Origin of the sequence: Parahaemophilus parainfluenzae, from assembly GCF_001055095.1 — a bacterium.
Taxonomy (GTDB): domain Bacteria; phylum Pseudomonadota; class Gammaproteobacteria; order Enterobacterales; family Pasteurellaceae; genus Haemophilus_D; species Haemophilus_D parainfluenzae_Z.
Window position 1 is genome coordinate 126937 of record NZ_JVHG01000024.1, and the last position, 18838, is coordinate 145774.

An 18838-nucleotide genomic window follows, 5' to 3' on the forward strand; every position below is an offset into this window, starting at 1 on the left:
AGGTTTTGTGGCAGTTATTTTAGGAGCCAAAAAGGGAAAAAGCTAGATAAAAAAGAGCGGTGAATATTTGTTGATATTTTTTCACCGCTCTTTAGGCTGATATTTATCCTTTAAAGGCAGGCAAGTAGTTAAACATTGCTAAAAAATGGAAAATAGCGACAAAAACACCAAATAATGCAATAAAGATTATTAAGCCATTTCCACCACAAACTCGGAATGTTGTTGCTGAATTTATTTTACGGGATTTATAAGCGAGAATAGCTGGAATTATACAGGTCCAAATTGTTGCTACTGCGCCAGCATACCCAATGGCTTTTAAGAAACCCAATGGAAATAAGATTGACATAATTAATGGAGGTAGGAAAGTCACAGCCCATGACTTTGTTCGTCCAATTTTACAATTATCAAATTTAAATAAATCAGCCAAATAATCAAATACTCCTAATCCCACGCCAATAAAAGATGACAAAATTGCAGCGATAGAAAAGGCATTAATCATTTGTTTAACCGTGTTAGATTCTATTACCCCGCCTAAAGCGTTAAGCAATATATCTAGATTTCCATCACTAGCTATTACCGGTGCAAATTGATCGCGAGGCAAATTTCCGAAAATTGAAAAAATCCAAAGTAAATAAAGCGTAAGAGCAATTGCTGTTCCACCTAAAATGGCGTATTTAGCTTTTTTCTCTTCCCCATAGTAGGCTCGCATCGTACAAACAGAATGATGGTAACCAAAAGATGTTAACGCAACAGGAAACATCCCTACCGCATATTTTGCATAGTTTGTATCTTTTCCACCTATATCTAATAAAGTATCTAAACTAATATTAGTTGCTAATCCATAAGTACTAAAAATAAAAGTAAACCCCATGAATACAATCAATAAAACAGATATTCTGTCTACAATGCGAGTGGAATGCCAAACAAAGAAGGAAAAGACTAATACAAATACAGTGGAACAAATTGCCAATGTAGATGAACCAAAATCAATCCACGGTTTAATAAGGTTTTCTAGTATACCGCCAGATGCAGTGGTATAAGCATAAAGCAAAATACCCCCGACAAAATACACCGCAAGATTATTAATAGAATTGATGGTTGAACCTAGCATATCTTTAGTTACGGTACTAAATGATGCTCTTAAATCATAAGTGGAATAGGCCTCAAGTAATAACCAGCCAGATAATGTCATGACTATCATCGTTAAGCAAATTGCTAATGCTGACCATAATGTCCAAGCTCCAACACCAGATGTTGGTAAACCAAGCATTCCAGCTCCAACGCAAACACTAGCAATAATACATGCGCCACCAAAAATGGAAGGTTGTTTTTTCATAGAACATCCTTATCAATAACAAATTATTGAGTTAGCTGTTTATAAAAAATGCAGTTCAAAATGAACTGCATTTTTCGTTATATTATTCAACTTCTTTTAAACGAGCCGTAAAGTGGCGGAGAACTTTTGGTTCATAAGTAAAAGTTAAACCTTTAATATTCTCTGCATTTTCTTTCACTTTTTGGAATGCCTCAATAATGAAATCCATATGAGTTTGTGTATAAGTTGCACGTGGTACAGTTAAGCGTAAAAGCTCTGCCGGACATGGTAGTTGTTTACCCGTCTTCGGATCTCGTCCTAATAAAAATGAGCCAATTTCTACCGCTCTTATACCTGCAACTTTATAAAGTTCGCAAGAAAGTGCTTGTGCTGGGAATTGATCGGCTGGAATATGTGGTAATAATTTACCCGCATCTACGAACGCTGCGTGACCACCTGGTTGTTGGCAAGGTACACCAATTTTTTCTAAGCCAGCAACCAAATATTCAATTTGCGCGATACGATAAGCTAGCCATTCTTGGCGCATACCATCATGCAAGCCAACAGCCAAGCGTTCCATTGCGCCACCTTCTAAACCACCATAAGTAGGGAACCCTTCTTGCACAACACAAAGCGTTCTACATTCGTGATAGACATCCTCCATTGATTTATCTTTAAACGCTAAAATACCCCCCATTGGTACCATAGCATCTTTTTTGGCGGACATCGCTAAACCGTCAGCATAACGATAGCTTTCGTAAGTAATTTGTTCAATAGTCCAGTCTTTATAAGCTTCTTCACGTTGTTGAACAAAATAGGCATTTTCTGCAAAACGAGCTGAATCCATGATGACTGGAATATCGTATTTACGTGCAATCTCATACATGCCTTTTAAGTTTGCAATAGAAACTGGCTGCCCACCCGCAGAGTTACAAGTAATGGTACATACAATGTAAGGTACATTATGTGCTCCTGCCTCTTGAATGCCTTTTTCTAATTTTTCTAAATCGAAATTACCCTTAAATGGATGTTTTGCTGTTGTATCAAATGCCTCTTTTATATAAACATTGCGAACCGTTGCCCCATTAATTTGGCTATGTCCTTGTGTTGTATCAAAGAAATAGTTAGAGAAAACCACCATTTTGCTACGATCTAAACCTTTTTCACGTTCACGTTTAGCAATCAATACCGGAATATAAATTTGTTCAGCACCACGGCCTTGGTGAGTAGGGATTGTATATTCATAACCAAAAATATCTTTCACTGCTTTAGCTAGCGCATAATAACTGCGACTGCCACTATAGGCTTCATCGCCACGTAACATTGCAGCTTGCATATCTTGTGTAACAGCGCCAGTACCGCTATCGGTGAGTAAGTCAATGAAAATATCTTCACTATCCAATAAAAATGGATTCATGCCTGATTTTAAGATCGCTTGTTCACGATACTCACGAGTAGTTCTTTTTACTGGTTCAATAACACGAATGCGGAAAGGTTCAGGTAAATGTTTAAAATTTTCCATAGAAAAATCCCCCAAAATTAATTTTCTTGGTTTAAATAAAAAATTTATTTTCTAAAATGAAAATACTTTGATAATTAATAAGAAAGGATTAATGAATTATGGGGAAATAAAAAGACAATCTTGGATCGATAATAACCCAAGTTTGGTTAGGAGATAGCAAGTTCAGCATATTAAAATCCTTTTAATAGAAGATAAACTTAATACAACTTAACACTTGCTTCCAACTGCGAAGCACCATCAGAATAATCTAAAAATCAAAATTGTCATCTTTTATTTTATCATTTTGTGATATTCGTCACAAAATATTTAAAGATAAAGTACTAATCTTTTATTAGTAATATACTATATTCTAAATATATACACTTAATAAATAATTTTTATTCAGTTTATTTTTGTTGGTAATAGCTATTAGTAATAATTTAATTTTCTACATCCACACTCAAAACTTCATCTTCTGTTTTTAACAGCGTATAGACATCTTTTAGCATTTCATTATCAATGTTGTAGCATCGGACTTGCAAGCGAACTTCGCCACTCGCTTGGTCTTTGACTGAGATATTTTCAATGCGGTAATCATGTTTCAGTAATAAATCCGTCACTTTACTGATGCCGTTAGCGGAGCTCAGTTGAATGGCTAAACGAGTACGTTTTTTATAGGTTTTACGACGAACATAACGTTGCACAATCGGGCTGATACGGATAGCGATTAAAATCATTAAAGTGGCAATAATGGCATCAAAAATAAAGCCTGCACCTGTTGCCACACCGATAGCCGCCGCTGCCCAAATAATGGCAGCTGTGGTTAAGCCTGAAATGGCATCATTTTTCTTGTGTAAAATTACTCCTGCACCTAAGAAACCAATGCCACTGATTACTTGTGCGGCAAGTCGCATAGGGTCAGTTCGAATATTATCTGAAACTTGTGCATAATGTTCTGCAGCTTGAATGGAGACAATCGTCAGTACACAAGTTGTCACCGCAATAATGGCACAGGTTTTGACCCCAACCGGTTTGTGTTTAAGTTCACGTTCTAAACCAATAATCCCGCCAAGTACAAGTGCGAGTAGCATTTTCCCTAGGATAAGTAAATAAGCCGTCTGTTCAAGAGCGGTCGAAAAAAGAAAAGAATTTTCCATGTTAATAATAAATATGAGTAAATAAAAAACGGGCGTTATTCTACCTGAAAAAAGGACTTTAATGGGCAAATTTACAATCAATTTACCTTTAATTTATCGCCTTTCTGCTTGAAATTGAGTAAAATCTAAAATTTTGAAAGATGATGATAGCTGAGAATAAATTTATGCAAAAATCAACGCCGAATATTGGCTTTGTAAGTTTAGGTTGTCCTAAAAATTTAGTGGATTCCGAACGTATTCTGACCGAATTACGTACTGACGGGTATAACATTGTGCCAAGTTATGAAAATGTGGACTTGGTCATTGTGAATACCTGTGGTTTTATTGATAGCGCCGTGCAGGAATCTCTAGAAGCCATTGGAGAGGCGTTGGAAGAAAACGGACGTGTGATTGTGACCGGCTGTTTAGGGGCGAAGGAAGATCAAATTCGCCAAGTTCACCCAAAAGTATTGGAAGTGAGCGGTCCGCACAGTTATGAAGCAGTAATGGCACAAGTACACAAGTACGTTCCGAAACCAGAGCATAATCCTTATACCAGTCTTGTACCAAAACAAGGGGTGAAATTAACACCAAAACACTATGCTTATTTGAAAATCTCAGAAGGCTGTGATCATCGTTGTACATTCTGTATAATCCCTTCATTACGTGGGGATTTAGAAAGCCGCTCTATCACGCAAGTATTGGATGAAGCAAAACGTCTTGCTGATGCGGGTGTGAAAGAATTGTTGGTTGTTTCACAAGATACTTCTGCTTATGCGATGGATACACAACGCAAAGAAGGTGGCGTGAAAACCGCTTTTTGGAATGGCATGCCAATAAAAAATGACTTAATGACCTTGTGTAAACAGCTTGGTAAATTAGGTATTTGGGTACGTTTACATTACGTTTATCCTTATCCGCACGTGGATGATTTAATTCCATTAATGGCGGAAGGTTTATTGTTGCCTTATTTGGATATTCCATTGCAACACGCAAGTCCAAAAATTTTAAAAGCGATGAAAAGACCAGGAAAAATTGACCGCACTTTAGAGCGTATCAAGCAATGGCGTGAGATTTGTCCGGATTTAACCTTGCGTTCAACTTTCATTGTAGGATTCCCAGGTGAAACAGAAGAAGACTTCCAAATGTTATTGGATTTCTTAAAAGAAGCACAACTTGATCGCGTGGGCTGTTTCAAGTTTAGCCCGGTAGAGGGAGCACCAGCTACCGAAATGGCCGACCAAGTGCCTGAAGATGTAAAAGAAGAACGTTTTCACCGCTTTATGCAATTACAACAAGAAATTTCGGCTGAACGATTAAAACAAAAAATTGGCCAAACGCTTGATGTAATCGTGGATGAAATTGATGACGAAGGTATTATCGGCCGTACAAAAGCTGATGCACCAGAAGTTGATGGCTTAGTTTATATTGAAAATCTAAGTGGCGCGCCTGTGAAAGTAGGCGAGTTTATTAAAGTAACCATTACCCATTCAGATGAATATGATCTGTGGGGAACCTGTTAATTATTAATCTTATTTATTTTTTACCAAAGGAATTTAGAAATGGCAGAAACACAAAAACAACCCAGTGTTATCCGTTTTGAACAAGAAGTTGCAGCAAAAAATTATGAAGCAGCTTGCGTAGAATTGCTCGATATTTTAAGCAAAATCGATACTAATTTTGGTGGTATAGAAGGTATTCAAATTGATTATCCTAGTCAATTAAACGATGAATTAGTACAAGAGAAAGTCGAGCATTTTTGTACCCGTGTAGCGGTAGCAATGAGTGAGTTATTTTCTGATCCTAAATTAGATATTTCTGAAGGTGGGGCGCAACGTTTCTTTACCTTACAACGTTGGATTAACATGATTTTCGCATCATCGCCATTTGTGAATGCGGATCATGTTTTGCAAGCTTATAACCGCAATCCAGATAAAACCAATTTATCCGATTTCCATTTAGACAATACGAGATCATCATTAATTAAATTCTGTATTTTCTATCTGCCAGAATCTAATGTGAATGTTAATCTTGATGCTTTATGGAATTTAGATCCAGAGTTATGCGCATCGCTTTGTTTTGCGTTGCAATCACCACGTTTTATTGGTACAGAACAATCGTTTTCTAAGCGTGGTACGCTTTTACAATGGTTCCCTGAAAAATTAGCGACAATTGAAAACTTAAATAATGTACCGAGTGCAATTTCACACGATGTGTATATGCATTGCAGCTACGATATTGCTGAAAATAAACATTGGGTGAAAAAAGCATTAAACCAAGTCATCCGTCGTCATTTATTGCAAGGTGGATGGACAGATCGTGATGTCACGAAATTAGGTGAGCGTAATGGCAAACCCGTCATGGTGGTGTTATTGGAGCATTTCCATTCATCTCATTCAATTTACCGTACGCATTCCACTTCAATGATTGCTGCACGTGAGCGTTTTCATTTAATTGGTGTGGGTAATGAAGCTGTAGATGCAGCAGGCCAAGCGGTGTTTGATGAATTCCATTTATTAAAAGGTGATAATATTTTTGGTAAATTGAATGAATTAAAAGATATTTGTGAAAAAAATGGTGCAGCCGTTCTTTATATGCCAAGTATTGGGATGGATTTAACCACCATTTTTACAAGTAACACCCGTCTTGCAGCGGTTCAAGTAATTGCTTTAGGCCATCCGGCTACGACACATTCTGATTTTATTGAATATGTGATTGTAGAAGATGATTATGTGGGTTCTGAGAAATGCTTTAGTGAGCAATTATTGCGTTTACCGAAAGATGCCTTACCTTATGTGCCTTCAGCACTTGCACCGCAACACATAGAATATCGCTTACGTGAAAATCCTGAAGTGGTGAATATTGGTATTGCTTCTACCACAATGAAGCTTAACCCATATTTCTTGGCGGCATTAAAGGCTATTCGTGATCGTGCTAATGTGAAAGTTCATTTCCACTTTGCATTAGGTCAATCTAGTGGTGTGACACATCCTTATGTTGAGCGTTTTATTAAATCTTATTTAGGCAATGATGCGACAGCTCATCCACATGCACCTTATGATCAATATCTTCGTATTTTGCATAACTGCGATATGATGGTAAACCCATTCCCATTCGGTAACACGAATGGCATTATTGATATGGTGACATTAGGTTTAGTGGGTGTATGTAAAACCGGTGCAGAAGTTCATGAACATATTGATGAAGGTTTGTTTAAACGTTTAGGTTTACCAGAATGGTTAATTGCGAATACGGTAGATGAATATGTTGAACGTGCAGTTCGTTTAGCAGAAAATCATCAAGAACGTTTAGCACTTCGCCGTCATATCATTGAGAATAATGGCCTCCAAACCTTATTTACAGGCGATCCAAGCCCAATGGGTAAAGTATTACTTGAAAAATTTGAGGAATGGAAAGCGGCAAATTTAGCTGAAAAGCCAAAGAAAAAAGCAACTAAATCTGCAACCACAAAAGAGAAGACCACCAAGTCTACCACAACAAAGAAAAGTGCGGTCAAATCTGAAGGTAAATCTGAGCCGAAAAAAACGGTAAAGAAAACCACGAAAAAAGCAGATAAATAATTAATAAATCCCCGAAAGGGGATTTTTTATTGAGAAAAATTAAACAAAGACTCATTTTTTCTAAAAAAACTTGATTTTGTGGCGTAAAGCCTGTAATTAATAGACCCATTCAACACAACATAAAATAAGGAAAAATTCATGAAAAACGTCGGTTTTATCGGTTGGCGCGGAATGGTCGGTTCCGTATTAATGGATCGTATGGTGCAAGAGCAAGATTTTGCCAATATTAATCCAGTTTTCTTCACCACTTCTCAAGCAGGTCAAAAAGCCCCTGTATTTGCAGGCAAAGAGGCAGGTGAACTTAAAAATGCATTCGACATTGAAGAACTTAAAAAATTAGACATTATCGTGACCTGCCAAGGTGGCGACTATACCAATGAAGTTTATCCAAAATTAAAAGCAACAGGTTGGGACGGTTATTGGGTTGATGCGGCGTCTGCACTACGCATGAAAGATGATGCAATTATCGTGCTTGATCCAGTAAACCAACACGTGATTTCTGAAGGTTTGAAAAAAGGCATTAAAACTTTCGTGGGTGGTAACTGTACCGTGAGCTTAATGTTAATGGCTATCGGTGGTTTATTTGAAAAAGATTTAGTGGAATGGGTGTCTGTTGCAACTTATCAAGCGGCTTCAGGTGCAGGCGCAAAAAATATGCGTGAATTGATTTCACAAATGGGCTTGTTAGAGCAAGCGGTTTCAAGCGAATTAAAAGACCCCGCTTCATCAATTTTAGATATTGAACGTAAAGTGACAGCAGAAATGCGTTCTGATAGCTTCCCAACAGATAACTTCGGTGCAGCATTAGGTGGTAGCTTAATCCCTTGGATTGACAAACTTCTTCCTGAAACTGGACAAACTAAAGAAGAATGGAAAGGCTATGCAGAAACCAACAAAATCTTAGGTTTAAGCGACAATCCAATTCCAGTAGATGGTTTATGCGTACGTATCGGTGCATTACGTTGTCATAGCCAAGCGTTCACCATCAAACTGAAAAAAGACTTACCGTTAGAAGAAATCGAACAAATTTTAGCGTCTCACAATGAATGGGTGAAAGTAATTCCAAACGACAAAGAAACCACATTACGTGAATTAACCCCAGCTAAAGTAACAGGTACATTAAGCGTACCAGTTGGTCGTTTACGTAAATTGGCAATGGGTCCAGAATACTTAGCGGCATTCACTGTAGGTGACCAATTATTATGGGGTGCTGCAGAGCCAGTTCGCCGTATCTTAAAACAATTGGTGGCATAAGTTTTATTTTCACGACAAAGGGCGTATTTACTACGCCCTTTTCATTACTACAAAAGATAATATGCTACGATCTATCTTTGTTTTTATTACAATTTCTTTAATGACATTTCTTTTGCAATATTGGTTTGTCTCACGCCTTGGTTATCCTGAAACCTTTGCAACAACATGCCAAGATTACACGGGTGAATTCTTATCTGAGGCACGTTGTGAATATACGTTTAATATATTATTTACAACGATAACTGTTGCGTTTTTAGCATTGTTTCCTTTTATTATTTCTCATAAATTATCTTGCTTTATTATCGGTTGTTTGTGGCTTGGGCTTTTATGGTTATTGGGTTCAGTTTTTATTACCTTTGATAGTACTGATTTAGGAAATACGCTTGAGCTTTCAAGTTTATTTCACTATGCTTGGATCGAATTAAAAATACCTTATATCATCATATCTGTTATTACTATCCCTACACTATTTTTTGTTAAAAAATTATGATCAGAGAACCTCATTTTCATCAATTTGCTCTTGCAGAGTTATTGCCTTTTTTTGAGCAATTTCCGACGCAATATCTTTCTGGCGAACGAAATATCAAATTAGCTTATCGTCATTTGGTTCAGCCTGAAAGTGCGGTCAGAAAATTGATGATTTTGGTCAATGGTCGAGCAGAAAATATGCTGAAATGGACTGAGTTGGCTTATGACTTTTACCAACAAGGTTATGATGTTTTGCTTTTCGATCATCGAGGACAAGGCTATTCACAGCGTATTATTCCTCAAAAAGGGCATTTAGATGAGTTTCGTTTTTATACCGATGATATGGCAAAAATCATTGAAAAAACGACCGCACTTTATGCTTATCAAGCGCAATATATTCTCGCGCACTCCCTCGGTGCGTTGATTTCCACCTATTATCTAGCCAATTACGATCACCATATTAAAAAGGCTGTGCTTTCTTCGCCTTTCTTTGGTGTTCCAATGAAACATCCATTACGAGATGAACTCATCATTGCAACGATGATGGCATTTGGTCAAGGTCATCGCTATGTTTTTGGTAAAGGACATTACAAACCGGCAGATTTAAACTTTAATGAACTTAGCCATTCTAAAACGCGAATGAAATGGATGAACCGTATTAATCGAAAACGTGCTGCTATTCACTTAGGCGGTCCGACTTTCCGCTGGGTACATTTGTGTTTAAATGCAATAAAAGCACTCCCTAAAATCATTCCAAGAGTAGAAACACCTGTGCTTATTTTAAAAGCGGAAAAAGAAAAAATTGTGGATAACAAAAATCTTGAAAAATTGACCGCACTTTTTCCGCATGCAGAATCCATGCTTGTACCTCAAGCAAAACATGAAATTCTTTTTGAAAAGGATAACGTGAGAAAAGCCGTACTTGAACACGTGAATCAATTTCTTCATTCTTAAAGTTGTTTTTTAATCTGCATCAAGTTTTCATCAAATTTTATTAAAAACATCGCTTAAACCTTTACTCGTACTAAATAAGTGGTATCTTTATAACCGCTTATTTAATCGATTGCGTCACGGTCGTTATACGTGATGAATTATTTTTTGTTCATTTATCTAGGAGTTATCCTATGGAAAGTAAAATTCCAGCAGTAGAAGTCAAACTTGGCTTTAAATGGCAGGGGCTGCTGATTGCCGTCATCGTTGGTTTAGGGATTTGGTTAATCCCGACACCAGAAGGTCTATCCGCTAAAGCATGGGGAATGCTGGCACTGTTTGTCGCAACCATTGTCGCTATTATCGCTAAAGCAATGCCTATGGGTGCTGCAACACTCGTTGCCTTGGTGATCAGTGGATTAACTGGGCTTACACCAATTTCGCCAAAACAAGGTGATGTTGGTATGTTATCTGGCTTTGCAAACGGCACAATTTGGTTGATTGCTATTGCTATGTTTTTATCTCGCGCGGTGATTAAAACCGGTTTAGGTAAACGTATCGCGCTGTACTTCGTTGGTCGTTTTGGTAAAAAAATGATGGGTGTGGCCTATGGTATGGCGTTGGCTGATGTTGTTATCGGTCCGGGTATTCCTTCGGCTTCTGCGCGTGGTGGCGGTATTATGTACCCAATTATGCAATCTATTGCTGATGCGTATGAATCCAAACCGGGTCCAACTGCTCGTCGTGCAGGTGCATTCTTAGCGATTGTTGTCTCTCAAATTGATACGATTATTTGTACCATGTTCTTAACTGCGATGGCGGGTAACCCGTTAATTGCAGAACTCGCGAAAAGCCAAGGTGTAGAAATCACTTGGATGACATGGTTCTTAGGGGCGATCGTACCAGGTATTGTGAGCTTAATCGTCTTGCCTTATTTCGTGTATTTAATTTATCCGCCAGAATTAAAAGATACGCCTAAAATGGCAGAAATGGCACGTGAAGAATTAAAAAGCATGGGCCCAATGAGCAAAGCGGAATGGATTCTTGCCCTAGACTTTATCCTTCTTTTATTCCTTTGGACAGTGGGTGATTTAGTCTTCCATATCCCTGCAACAATTTCAGCGTTTATCGGTTTAGTGATTTTATTATTAACCAATATTATGAGCTGGAAAAATATCGTAGCAGAAACCACCGCATGGGATACGATGTTCTGGTTTGCGGTATTGGTGATGATGGCAAATGCACTTAATAAATACGGTGCAATCACTTGGATTTCTACCCACATTTCTTCATCTGTGGGTGGTTTCAGCTGGCCAATTGCCTTTACTATTTTAGTGTTGGTGTATTTCTATACCCGCTATTTCTTTGCTTCAGCCATGGCGCATATTTCCGCAATGTATCTCGCTTTCGTGGCTGCGGCTATTGCTGTGGGTACACCACCAATCATTGCTGCAATTGGTTTAGGTTACACCTCAACATTATCCATGAGTTTAACGCAATACGCAGGTGGTCCTGGCCCAGCTTTATACGGTTCAGGTTATAACTCAACCGGTCAATGGTGGGGCGTGAGCTTTATTGTTTCCATCCTTTCATTAGTGATTTGGTTCGGTGTGGGTGGATTATGGATGAAACTCCTTGGTTGGTGGTAATCCTTATTAATTCATAAATAATCCCTAAAAAAATGACCGCACTTTGATTTGTATCTCAAAAGTGCGGTCATTTTTATCTGTATTTTGGCTTAATCATCCCAGTCATCATCCCAATCACGGTGTTTTCTGTGGTGATGATGGTGTTTTTTATGATGGCGATATTCTCTGTCATCGTAGTCTCCGCCCTTGTTCACTTGACTACCGATTACGCCACCCAATGCTGCGCCGCCGAGTGTTGTGGCAATATCTCCACCTAATAAACCACCGGCTACGCCGCCGATTGCTGCACCTGTTGCAGTATGACGTTGTTGTCTGTCCATTTCACAAGCGGTTAAGCTTCCTGCTAATGCAACAATCACTAACCCTTTCATCAATTTAGATTTCATAAATCTACTCCTCTATTTTTGTCGGGATTGCTTGCCTAAGCACTTATGCAATCCGGCGTGTAAAAGCATTCCTTTTACGATTGCTTTGACTATGTGGAAAATTAGTTAGTTCAAATGGCTTGTTCAATTGGTTTAAGAATGAGCAATTTTTGGTATGATTGTTGAGAGGTTTAATTAGTGATTCAGTCAGATGTTGTAAAATCTATTTTAACTAATTGAAGTTAGGGATTAATAATGTTTGGTATTTTCTTTAAAGATAAAGGCGTGTCTATTAATAATGAAAATGGAATGCATGTTTTGGCCTCGATCTCTTTGGGTGAATATGTAGAAGAATTGCATATTCCAATAGACTACTGGGGCATTGAAGAATATAAAAAGAGCTGGGCTACATCCATAGCTGATGGGATAGAAAAAAAGAAACATTCAGTACTTATTACATCTATGCATAAGCCAGAATCTTTAAATTTTATTTCTGCATGGATTATTTATTATGATGGGGAAAATTCTTATGTTCAAAATAAGATAATATTTGTAGATGATTTCCCAGAATTTGATGCGTCTAAAATCAATGAATATGTAAATGAACGAGAGGTCTTAAATGAAGATGGTTTTAAGATATCTGAATGGATAGTAAAAACAAAAGATATAATTGACTTTTACAATGATATTATTAACTTGGCAAGATAGAATGTATGAATCCTTGATTCATGCGACGAAGGATAGCAAAAATAATGGAGAATAAGTAATGATGAATATATTTGCTATTCTTAAAAAGGCTTTTTTTTCTTCAATTATTATGACAGTGTTACTTTCTATAATGATGTATTTAAGAGGATATCCTGCAGAAATTTCATTTGTTATAAAGTATATATTCCATTTTTTCTTCTTTTCTATGATATTAGTTATATCTTTTGGAAACTATCTAAAAAAAGAAGAAAAAAACATTGCTAATAAAATAAAGAAAAAAAGGGGAAGAAATGGGAATTAATGATGCTTTTTTTAGGCATCTCTTAGAAGAAAGGCTTCGTCTTGAAAGTAATGGTCTTCCCACTTATCAAGAGGGCTTAGGGATGAATTTTATTATTAGGTGCAATGGTAATGCCAATGAGGTAATGAGATTAGCAAGAGATGTGTTATTAAAGGTCAATTATCAATATGATTTATATACTAAGTCTAAATGGGACGATGTAGAAGCTTGGAAAAAAATATTACCAATAAAATTTATTAATGGTTTTAAAAAAGTTAAAAGCCGTTTTGATATTTTTGGTTTTTTTTGTAGAAAAAGAGAGGACGATTGGACTTTTGATAACTGGATATTTCTTATGGATCCTATAGATAGAAGCTGGTTTTGGTGGGGAGCAACTATTTTAGATGAAGACCACTTTTTATTTGCAACTAAAGTTCTAGATGATCCATTTTTATCGGGAACATTAAGATGGTTATTTATAGGATGTGGTGCTATTGAGGTTATAGAAGAGGGGGATTTTTAGTAAGGTGGAGTATGTGAATAATTTATTATTGGCACTCCCAGATAGGCGTGTCTCCTGACGCGTGCTTGTATCTATCTAAAAAACTATACATCTGAAGAAGTTATTGAAGTATTGATAATTTAAGTGCGGTCAATTTTCAAAGAGTTTTAAAACCTCTCAAAATTGACCGCACTTTTGTATTTTTGATACTTCTTCTGCCGAACTATCACTCTCTCATGGCAATTCTGCCTGCAACACCATTCCTATGCCCGCTTGTTCTGTTGAGAAAATTGGATAGTCCAACCTGGCTTGTTTAATTGCTCTAAAAATCAGAAAGCTTATAAATTTGATACAAAATTATCAAATAAAAATATTTTTTCACGAATTTGATAAAAATTTATTGATTTGTGACTTTGATCACAGTATTGCAGAAAAAAATTCAGTACTATGCTTGCAACTCGATGATAGATGTTTTTGATAACGGGTTAATAATCGTTTGGACTTAAACCTAACATAAATAGGAGATTTATTATGGCATACTATCCAGCAGAACCGTTCCGTATTAAAAGTGTTGAACCTGTTTCAATCTTACCAAAAGCAGAACGTGAAAAAGCGATGAAAGCGGCAGGCTTCAATACCTTCTTACTTGACTCAAAAGATGTTTATATCGACCTTTTAACCGATAGCGGTACGAATGCAATGAGTGACCGTCAATGGGCCGGTATTATGATGGGTGATGAAGCTTATGCAGGTAGCCGCAACTTCTACCATTTACAAGAAACAGTTCAAGACTTATTTGGTTTCAAATATATTGTGCCAACTCACCAAGGTCGTGGTGCTGAAAATATTCTTTCTCGTATCGCGATTAAACCGGGTCAATACGTACCAGGCAATATGTATTTCACTACTACACGTTTCCACCAAGAAGCCAATGGCGGTATTTTCTACGATATCATTCGTGATGAAGCGCATGATGCAACATTAGATATCCCATTCAAAGGTAATATTGATGTTAAAAAATTAGAAAAATTAATTAACGAAAAAGGTGCTGAAAATATTGCTTATGTGTGCTTGGCGGTAACAGTAAACTTAGCGGGTGGTCAACCGGTTTCTATCGCAAACATGAAAGCTGTTCGTGAATTAACCGCAAAACACGGCATTAAAGTGTTCTACGATGCAACTCGTTGTATTGAAAATGCTTATTTCATTAAAGAACAAGAACCAGGCTATCAAGATCGTTCAATCAAATCTATCGTTCAAGAAATGTTCAGCTATGCAGATGGTTGTACAATGAGTGGTAAAAAAGACTGCTTAACCAATATCGGTGGTTTCTTATGTATGAATGATGAAGAATTATTCATGAAAGCGAAAGAATTGGTTGTGGTGTTCGAAGGTATGCCATCTTACGGTGGTATGGCTGGTCGTGATATGGAAGCAATGGCGATCGGTTTGAAAGAAGCAACTCAGGAAGAGTACATTGAACACCGTGTTAAACAAGTACGTTACCTCGGTGAAAAATTAAAAGCAGCAGGTGTACCGATTGTAGAACCAATTGGTGGTCATGCGGTGTTCTTAGATGCACGTCGTTTCTGTCCACATTTGAAACAAGAAGAAGACTTCCCGGCACAAGCATTAGCGGCAGCAATCTATGTTGAATGCGGTGTGCGTACAATGGAACGTGGTATTATTTCAGCTGGTCGTGATATCAAAACTGGCGAAAACCATCATCCAAAACTTGAAACTGTACGTATTACTATTCCGCGTCGTGTTTACACCTATGCACACATGGATTTAGTTGCTGATGGTATTATCCACTTATTCAAACATAAAGAGGATATTAAAGGGCTTCGTTTCGTGTATGAACCAAAACAATTACGTTTCTTCACTGCACGTTTTGAACAAAAATAGGCCTACCGCCCTTACCTCAGTAACGGGGTAAGGGCTTTTTGTATCTAAACAATATTTGGTTAATGAGAAAAATGCGAAAACATTCTAATGACATTGTGGTTTGATGTATTGTCAAATAAGGAAGTGACTAGCCTTTCTACGATAATCGGAAAGGAGAAAACTCATGAATAAAACATTGGGAAGTACCTTGATTACCTCAGGGACGATGATTGGGGCAGGGATGCTTGCCATGCCTCTCACCTCTGCAGGAATAGGTTTCACGTTTACAGTTGTTCTACTTGTTCTTTTATGGATTCTGCTCACCTATAGCGCATTATTATTTGTTGAGGTTTACCAAACTGCTGAACATGATGCTGGTATTGGCACGCTTGCCGCACAGTATTTTGGTCGACCAGGACGAATTGTCGCAACCAGCGTATTAATGATTTTCCTTTATGCGTTACTTTCCGCCTATGTAACCGGTGGTGGTGCAATTCTTGCTTCAACTTTACCTGATTTTGCGACACCTGATCTCAAAATGAAAGGTTCTATCCTAGCATTTACGATCTTCTTTGGTATCTTCGTAGCAATTGGCACAAGCTTTGTGGATGCCTTAAATCGCTTCTTATTTATCGCGATGATTGCAGCGCTATTCATTGTGCTTGGATTGATGATTCCAGAAATTAAAATCGATAACTTAATGGCCATGCCAATTGATAAAGCGCTATTGATTTCGGCTAGTCCAGTTTTCTTTACCGCTTTTGGTTTCCACGGCTCAATTCCTTGCTTAAATAAATACTTAGAAGGTGATGTAAAAGCCTTAAGATTTTCTATTATTGTGGGCTCTGCAATCACATTAGTGGGTTATCTTTTATGGCAATTTTCTACTCACGGCGTGTTAAGTCAAAGCCGATTCTTAGAAATCCTTAATCAAGATCCAACATTAAATGGATTGATTGAAGCCGTTCGAGTGATTACAGGCAGCACCATCATTGCGGCTGTCGTGAAAATCTTCTCTGCCTTAGCACTGATTACCTCATTCTTAGGGGTCGCACTAGGCTTACTAGAATGTATTGACGACTTGTTAAAACGTGTATTCAATTTTTCTGCAAACCGTTTAAGTTTAGGTTTCTTAACGTTCCTTCCGCCATTGCTCTTTGCATTCTTCTATCCAGAAGGCTTCATCCTTGCATTAGGTTATGCAGGACAAATGTTTGCTTTCTATGCAGTGGTATTGCCAGCAGCATTGGTTTGGAAAGCTCGCCATCAACATCCAAACTTACCTTATCGTGTGCCGGGTGGTTCAGGGGTCCTACTCTTTGTCTCAATTCTAGGGATTATTATCGTGAGTATCCCATTCCTAATTAAATTAGGTATATTGCCTGAAGTAGTGGGCTAATAACACGATTAAAATAAAAAAGTGCGGTTAAAAATCAGTGTGTTTTTAATCGCACTTTTTTATGCTTTCTCTTTGATCGCTTTGAGATAGCGATATACGCTAGGTTCTGAGATTTTCAAATATTTAGCGACCATCGGAATGGCACCCTTGATATTGAAAATACCCTTATCAAATAAGACTTGAACGGCGTTTTCCCGCTGTCTTAAGCTGAGTGGTTTATCGGAATGTAATAGGGTGAAATCAAGGTATTCACAAAGGATATCTTCGATGGAGTTTTCGAGTTTTTCTTTATTAATTATTTCGGCTTCTTCTACTTCGGCAAAGGCAGCATCAATACCTAAAATATTGACGAAGTTTCCAAGGTTTTCCAGTGAAATTAATTTGGTCATCACATCAACTAACTCAGAGGTGTCATGATTAATACAAAGGATACCTTCTAATTTATCCCCATTTTTAATGAAATAAGTTGCACCTCGAATGACCTTTTCGGAATCTGCCACCGCTTTGTAGTTAAAGATAAAATCCTTATCTAAATACACTTTATCCTGCAACAAACTTGAAGCAAAAGAGCTAAGTGGAGAGGAAAGAGTCCGCCCGCTAACGTGGCTATTCGCAATGGCTTCCATATGAGCCTTATTCTTATCAAAAGAATGAAATACGACTTCGTATTTAGGGCCGAGAACATTTCCCAAAAAATGGGTTAGGCCAATAAAATATTTCTTTTGTACGTTATTCATACCAACTTAATCTCATTAATTTCAGCTTGCTATAGGTATTCTATAACCGCTTATTTTTTATAGCAAATATATTGTAAAAAACGGCAGGTTATCTGTGGTGTTTTACTTTAAGTGAATCTTATAACGCTTAGAGGATATGGTTAGACAATACTTCTGTGATATTCTTTGGCGCTGGGATTTGTATCTTATTCAGTTGATGGTAAGCAATTTAAAAGAATCATGAAAAATACTCAGAGGGAAGTAGAATTGCGGATGTCCCTTCTAATGGCATCTTAGGTGGGAAAGTATTAAGAGGAGAATATATTTTAGAGGTGCCTAAACAGCATAATCCTATTCCATCTAAGATATTAGATAAGGCTAATGAATTGAAAATAATTATTCGTGATAGTGAAGGTAATGTTTATTAATTTACAAGAGGTTGTTGTATGGAGAAATATTTTTACAGTAAAGGATGGTCATTTGTTAAAAAAAAATCTTGGGGGGAGTTTTCTGTCGAAGATGCCTTAAGGAGACATGGAAAGGAGGAATATACTGTTTTAATCAATTCTTCTAGTAGACCTGATTCCTATATTGTTATTGGGAAAGATTATGTCATTGTGTACTTTTTAGATGATAATCTTAATGAGGTTTTATCATATGAATTTAAATTTAGTAAATTAACAACTGATAAATTATTTTTATCTTTTATTACATCTAAAAAATATGGGGTAGGTAAGGCTCCTATTATTATACATCAATTTAAAATTTTAGAGGATGGACACGTTTTTTCAGAAAGAATGGACTATGAGTCTAATATTGTTGATAGTTATGAGGTTATTATAAATACTAATTCTAATTATTATAATTATCCTAAGTTTGGATGCTATGAGGAGTTCCTAAAGTTGGATCGATATTTTGATAGTTGGTAATTAGCGTGTTAAGAAATAAAGCCTAGATAATCTGGGTTTTATTTGAGGTTATATGGGCTATTATAGTTCATTAATGATAAATTGCGGTCAATTTTAAAAGAGTTTTAAAACCTCTCAAAATCCATCCCGCATTTTTGTATTAAAAATATTAGTTTATAGAATTTTAAAACAACTTTTGATATTATATGGAAAATTTATCAACAACTTAATCTCTGCAG

Annotated in this window: 18 protein-coding genes; 12 read left to right on the plus strand and 6 right to left on the minus strand. The window is 37.0% G+C overall.

The features are described 5' to 3' along the window. Positions 1-103: 103 nt before the first annotated feature. The 4 genes from ADA56_RS07620 to ADA56_RS07630 form a co-directional block, all read right to left on the minus strand. A complete protein-coding gene (locus ADA56_RS07620) occupies positions 104-1336 on the minus strand; it encodes an aromatic amino acid transporter (protein ID WP_049370033.1) in 1233 nt (410 codons plus the stop codon). A gap of 82 nt (positions 1337-1418) precedes the next feature. Further along, positions 1419-2837, minus strand: coding sequence for a tryptophanase (gene tnaA / locus ADA56_RS07625; RefSeq protein WP_005635246.1), 1419 nt, complete (start codon positions 2835-2837; stop codon positions 1419-1421). A gap of 88 nt (positions 2838-2925) precedes the next feature. Beyond that, positions 2926-3006, minus strand: a complete 81-nt coding sequence (gene tnaC, locus ADA56_RS10005) for a tryptophanase leader peptide (protein WP_080972355.1) — start codon at positions 3004-3006, stop codon at positions 2926-2928. Positions 3007-3256: 250 nt separating this feature from the next. Continuing rightward, complete coding sequence (locus ADA56_RS07630; protein ID WP_014064479.1) at positions 3257-3973, minus strand: MgtC/SapB family protein; 717 nt, start codon at positions 3971-3973, stop codon at positions 3257-3259. 164 nt (positions 3974-4137) lie between these two features. Here ADA56_RS07630 and rimO point away from each other — a divergent pair, with 164 nt between their 5' ends. The 6 genes from rimO (at position 4138) to ADA56_RS07660 (ending at position 11834) form a co-directional block, all read left to right on the plus strand. Continuing rightward, complete coding sequence (gene rimO / locus ADA56_RS07635) at positions 4138-5475, plus strand: 30S ribosomal protein S12 methylthiotransferase RimO (RefSeq protein ID WP_049370034.1); 1338 nt, start codon at positions 4138-4140, stop codon at positions 5473-5475. Positions 5476-5514: 39 nt separating this feature from the next. Next, entirely contained in the window at positions 5515-7533 is a 2019-nt protein-coding gene (locus ADA56_RS07640; RefSeq protein ID WP_049370035.1) for a UDP-glucose:protein N-beta-glucosyltransferase, read from the plus strand. A 138-nt stretch (positions 7534-7671) separates the two neighbouring features. Next, positions 7672-8787, plus strand: coding sequence for an aspartate-semialdehyde dehydrogenase (gene asd, locus ADA56_RS07645; protein WP_049365091.1), 1116 nt, complete (start codon positions 7672-7674; stop codon positions 8785-8787). A 112-nt stretch (positions 8788-8899) separates the two neighbouring features. After that, complete coding sequence (locus ADA56_RS07650; RefSeq protein ID WP_239658991.1) at positions 8900-9277, plus strand: hypothetical protein; 378 nt, start codon at positions 8900-8902, stop codon at positions 9275-9277. Beyond that, a complete protein-coding gene (locus ADA56_RS07655) occupies positions 9274-10209 on the plus strand; it encodes an alpha/beta fold hydrolase (protein ID WP_049370036.1) in 936 nt (311 codons plus the stop codon). Before ADA56_RS07650 ends, ADA56_RS07655 begins: the two co-directional genes overlap by 4 nt. Positions 10210-10379: 170 nt before the next feature. Beyond that, positions 10380-11834: a DASS family sodium-coupled anion symporter gene (locus tag ADA56_RS07660; protein ID WP_049370037.1), complete on the plus strand. Its 1455-nt coding sequence runs from the start codon at positions 10380-10382 to the stop codon at positions 11832-11834. Positions 11835-11923: 89 nt separating this feature from the next. Here ADA56_RS07660 and ADA56_RS07665 read toward each other — a convergent pair whose 3' ends face one another. Further along, the gene (locus tag ADA56_RS07665) at positions 11924-12220 is read right to left on the minus strand and encodes a hypothetical protein (RefSeq protein ID WP_049370038.1); all 297 of its coding nucleotides are present in this window, start codon (positions 12218-12220) and stop codon (positions 11924-11926) included. Between the two features lie 234 nt (positions 12221-12454). Between ADA56_RS07665 and ADA56_RS07670 the strand changes: the two genes are divergently transcribed. From ADA56_RS07670 to ADA56_RS07690, 5 genes are all read left to right on the plus strand, one after another. Beyond that, a complete protein-coding gene (locus ADA56_RS07670) occupies positions 12455-12907 on the plus strand; it encodes a hypothetical protein (protein ID WP_049370039.1) in 453 nt (150 codons plus the stop codon). 58 nt (positions 12908-12965) lie between these two features. Continuing rightward, the gene (locus tag ADA56_RS07675) at positions 12966-13208 is read left to right on the plus strand and encodes a hypothetical protein (protein ID WP_049370040.1); all 243 of its coding nucleotides are present in this window, start codon (positions 12966-12968) and stop codon (positions 13206-13208) included. Beyond that, positions 13198-13710 carry a hypothetical protein gene (locus ADA56_RS07680; RefSeq protein WP_049370041.1) on the plus strand — a complete coding sequence of 171 codons (513 nt, stop codon included), beginning with the start codon at positions 13198-13200 and terminating at the stop codon, positions 13708-13710. Before ADA56_RS07675 ends, ADA56_RS07680 begins: the two co-directional genes overlap by 11 nt. Positions 13711-14220: 510 nt before the next feature. Beyond that, positions 14221-15597 carry a tyrosine phenol-lyase gene (locus ADA56_RS07685; protein ID WP_049370042.1) on the plus strand — a complete coding sequence of 459 codons (1377 nt, stop codon included), beginning with the start codon at positions 14221-14223 and terminating at the stop codon, positions 15595-15597. A 163-nt stretch (positions 15598-15760) separates the two neighbouring features. Beyond that, positions 15761-16975 carry an aromatic amino acid transporter gene (locus ADA56_RS07690; protein ID WP_049365085.1) on the plus strand — a complete coding sequence of 405 codons (1215 nt, stop codon included), beginning with the start codon at positions 15761-15763 and terminating at the stop codon, positions 16973-16975. A 59-nt stretch (positions 16976-17034) separates the two neighbouring features. Here the strand turns inward: ADA56_RS07690 and ADA56_RS07695 are convergent, their stop codons facing one another. Further along, on the minus strand, positions 17035-17712 hold the full coding sequence (locus ADA56_RS07695; protein WP_049370043.1) for a helix-turn-helix transcriptional regulator: 678 nt from the start codon (positions 17710-17712) through the stop codon (positions 17035-17037). Between the two features lie 425 nt (positions 17713-18137). On the opposite strand from ADA56_RS07695, the gene ADA56_RS07700 reads away from it, so the two are divergent. Beyond that, entirely contained in the window at positions 18138-18620 is a 483-nt protein-coding gene (locus ADA56_RS07700) for a hypothetical protein (protein WP_049366723.1), read from the plus strand. Positions 18621-18838: the final 218 nt, after the last annotated feature.

Excerpts from the sequence above, each read along its gene's own strand:
- ADA56_RS07620 (WP_049370033.1), bottom strand. The coding sequence starts at position 1,336 with ATGAAAAAACAACCTTCCATTTTTGGTGGCGCATGTATTATTGCTAGT.
- tnaA (WP_005635246.1), bottom strand. The coding sequence starts at position 2,837 with ATGGAAAATTTTAAACATTTACCTGAACCTTTCCGCATTCGTGTTATT.
- tnaC (WP_080972355.1), bottom strand. The coding sequence starts at position 3,006 with ATGCTGAACTTGCTATCTCCTAACCAAACTTGGGTTATTATCGATCCA.
- ADA56_RS07630 (WP_014064479.1), bottom strand. The coding sequence starts at position 3,973 with ATGGAAAATTCTTTTCTTTTTTCGACCGCTCTTGAACAGACGGCTTAT.
- rimO (WP_049370034.1), top strand. The coding sequence starts at position 4,138 with ATGCAAAAATCAACGCCGAATATTGGCTTTGTAAGTTTAGGTTGTCCT.
- ADA56_RS07640 (WP_049370035.1), top strand. The coding sequence starts at position 5,515 with ATGGCAGAAACACAAAAACAACCCAGTGTTATCCGTTTTGAACAAGAA.
- asd (WP_049365091.1), top strand. The coding sequence starts at position 7,672 with ATGAAAAACGTCGGTTTTATCGGTTGGCGCGGAATGGTCGGTTCCGTA.
- ADA56_RS07655 (WP_049370036.1), top strand. The coding sequence starts at position 9,274 with ATGATCAGAGAACCTCATTTTCATCAATTTGCTCTTGCAGAGTTATTG.
- ADA56_RS07660 (WP_049370037.1), top strand. The coding sequence starts at position 10,380 with ATGGAAAGTAAAATTCCAGCAGTAGAAGTCAAACTTGGCTTTAAATGG.
- ADA56_RS07665 (WP_049370038.1), bottom strand. The coding sequence starts at position 12,220 with ATGAAATCTAAATTGATGAAAGGGTTAGTGATTGTTGCATTAGCAGGA.
- ADA56_RS07670 (WP_049370039.1), top strand. The coding sequence starts at position 12,455 with ATGTTTGGTATTTTCTTTAAAGATAAAGGCGTGTCTATTAATAATGAA.
- ADA56_RS07675 (WP_049370040.1), top strand. The coding sequence starts at position 12,966 with ATGATGAATATATTTGCTATTCTTAAAAAGGCTTTTTTTTCTTCAATT.
- ADA56_RS07680 (WP_049370041.1), top strand. The coding sequence starts at position 13,198 with ATGGGAATTAATGATGCTTTTTTTAGGCATCTCTTAGAAGAAAGGCTT.
- ADA56_RS07685 (WP_049370042.1), top strand. The coding sequence starts at position 14,221 with ATGGCATACTATCCAGCAGAACCGTTCCGTATTAAAAGTGTTGAACCT.
- ADA56_RS07690 (WP_049365085.1), top strand. The coding sequence starts at position 15,761 with ATGAATAAAACATTGGGAAGTACCTTGATTACCTCAGGGACGATGATT.
- ADA56_RS07695 (WP_049370043.1), bottom strand. The coding sequence starts at position 17,712 with ATGAATAACGTACAAAAGAAATATTTTATTGGCCTAACCCATTTTTTG.
- ADA56_RS07700 (WP_049366723.1), top strand. The coding sequence starts at position 18,138 with ATGGAGAAATATTTTTACAGTAAAGGATGGTCATTTGTTAAAAAAAAA.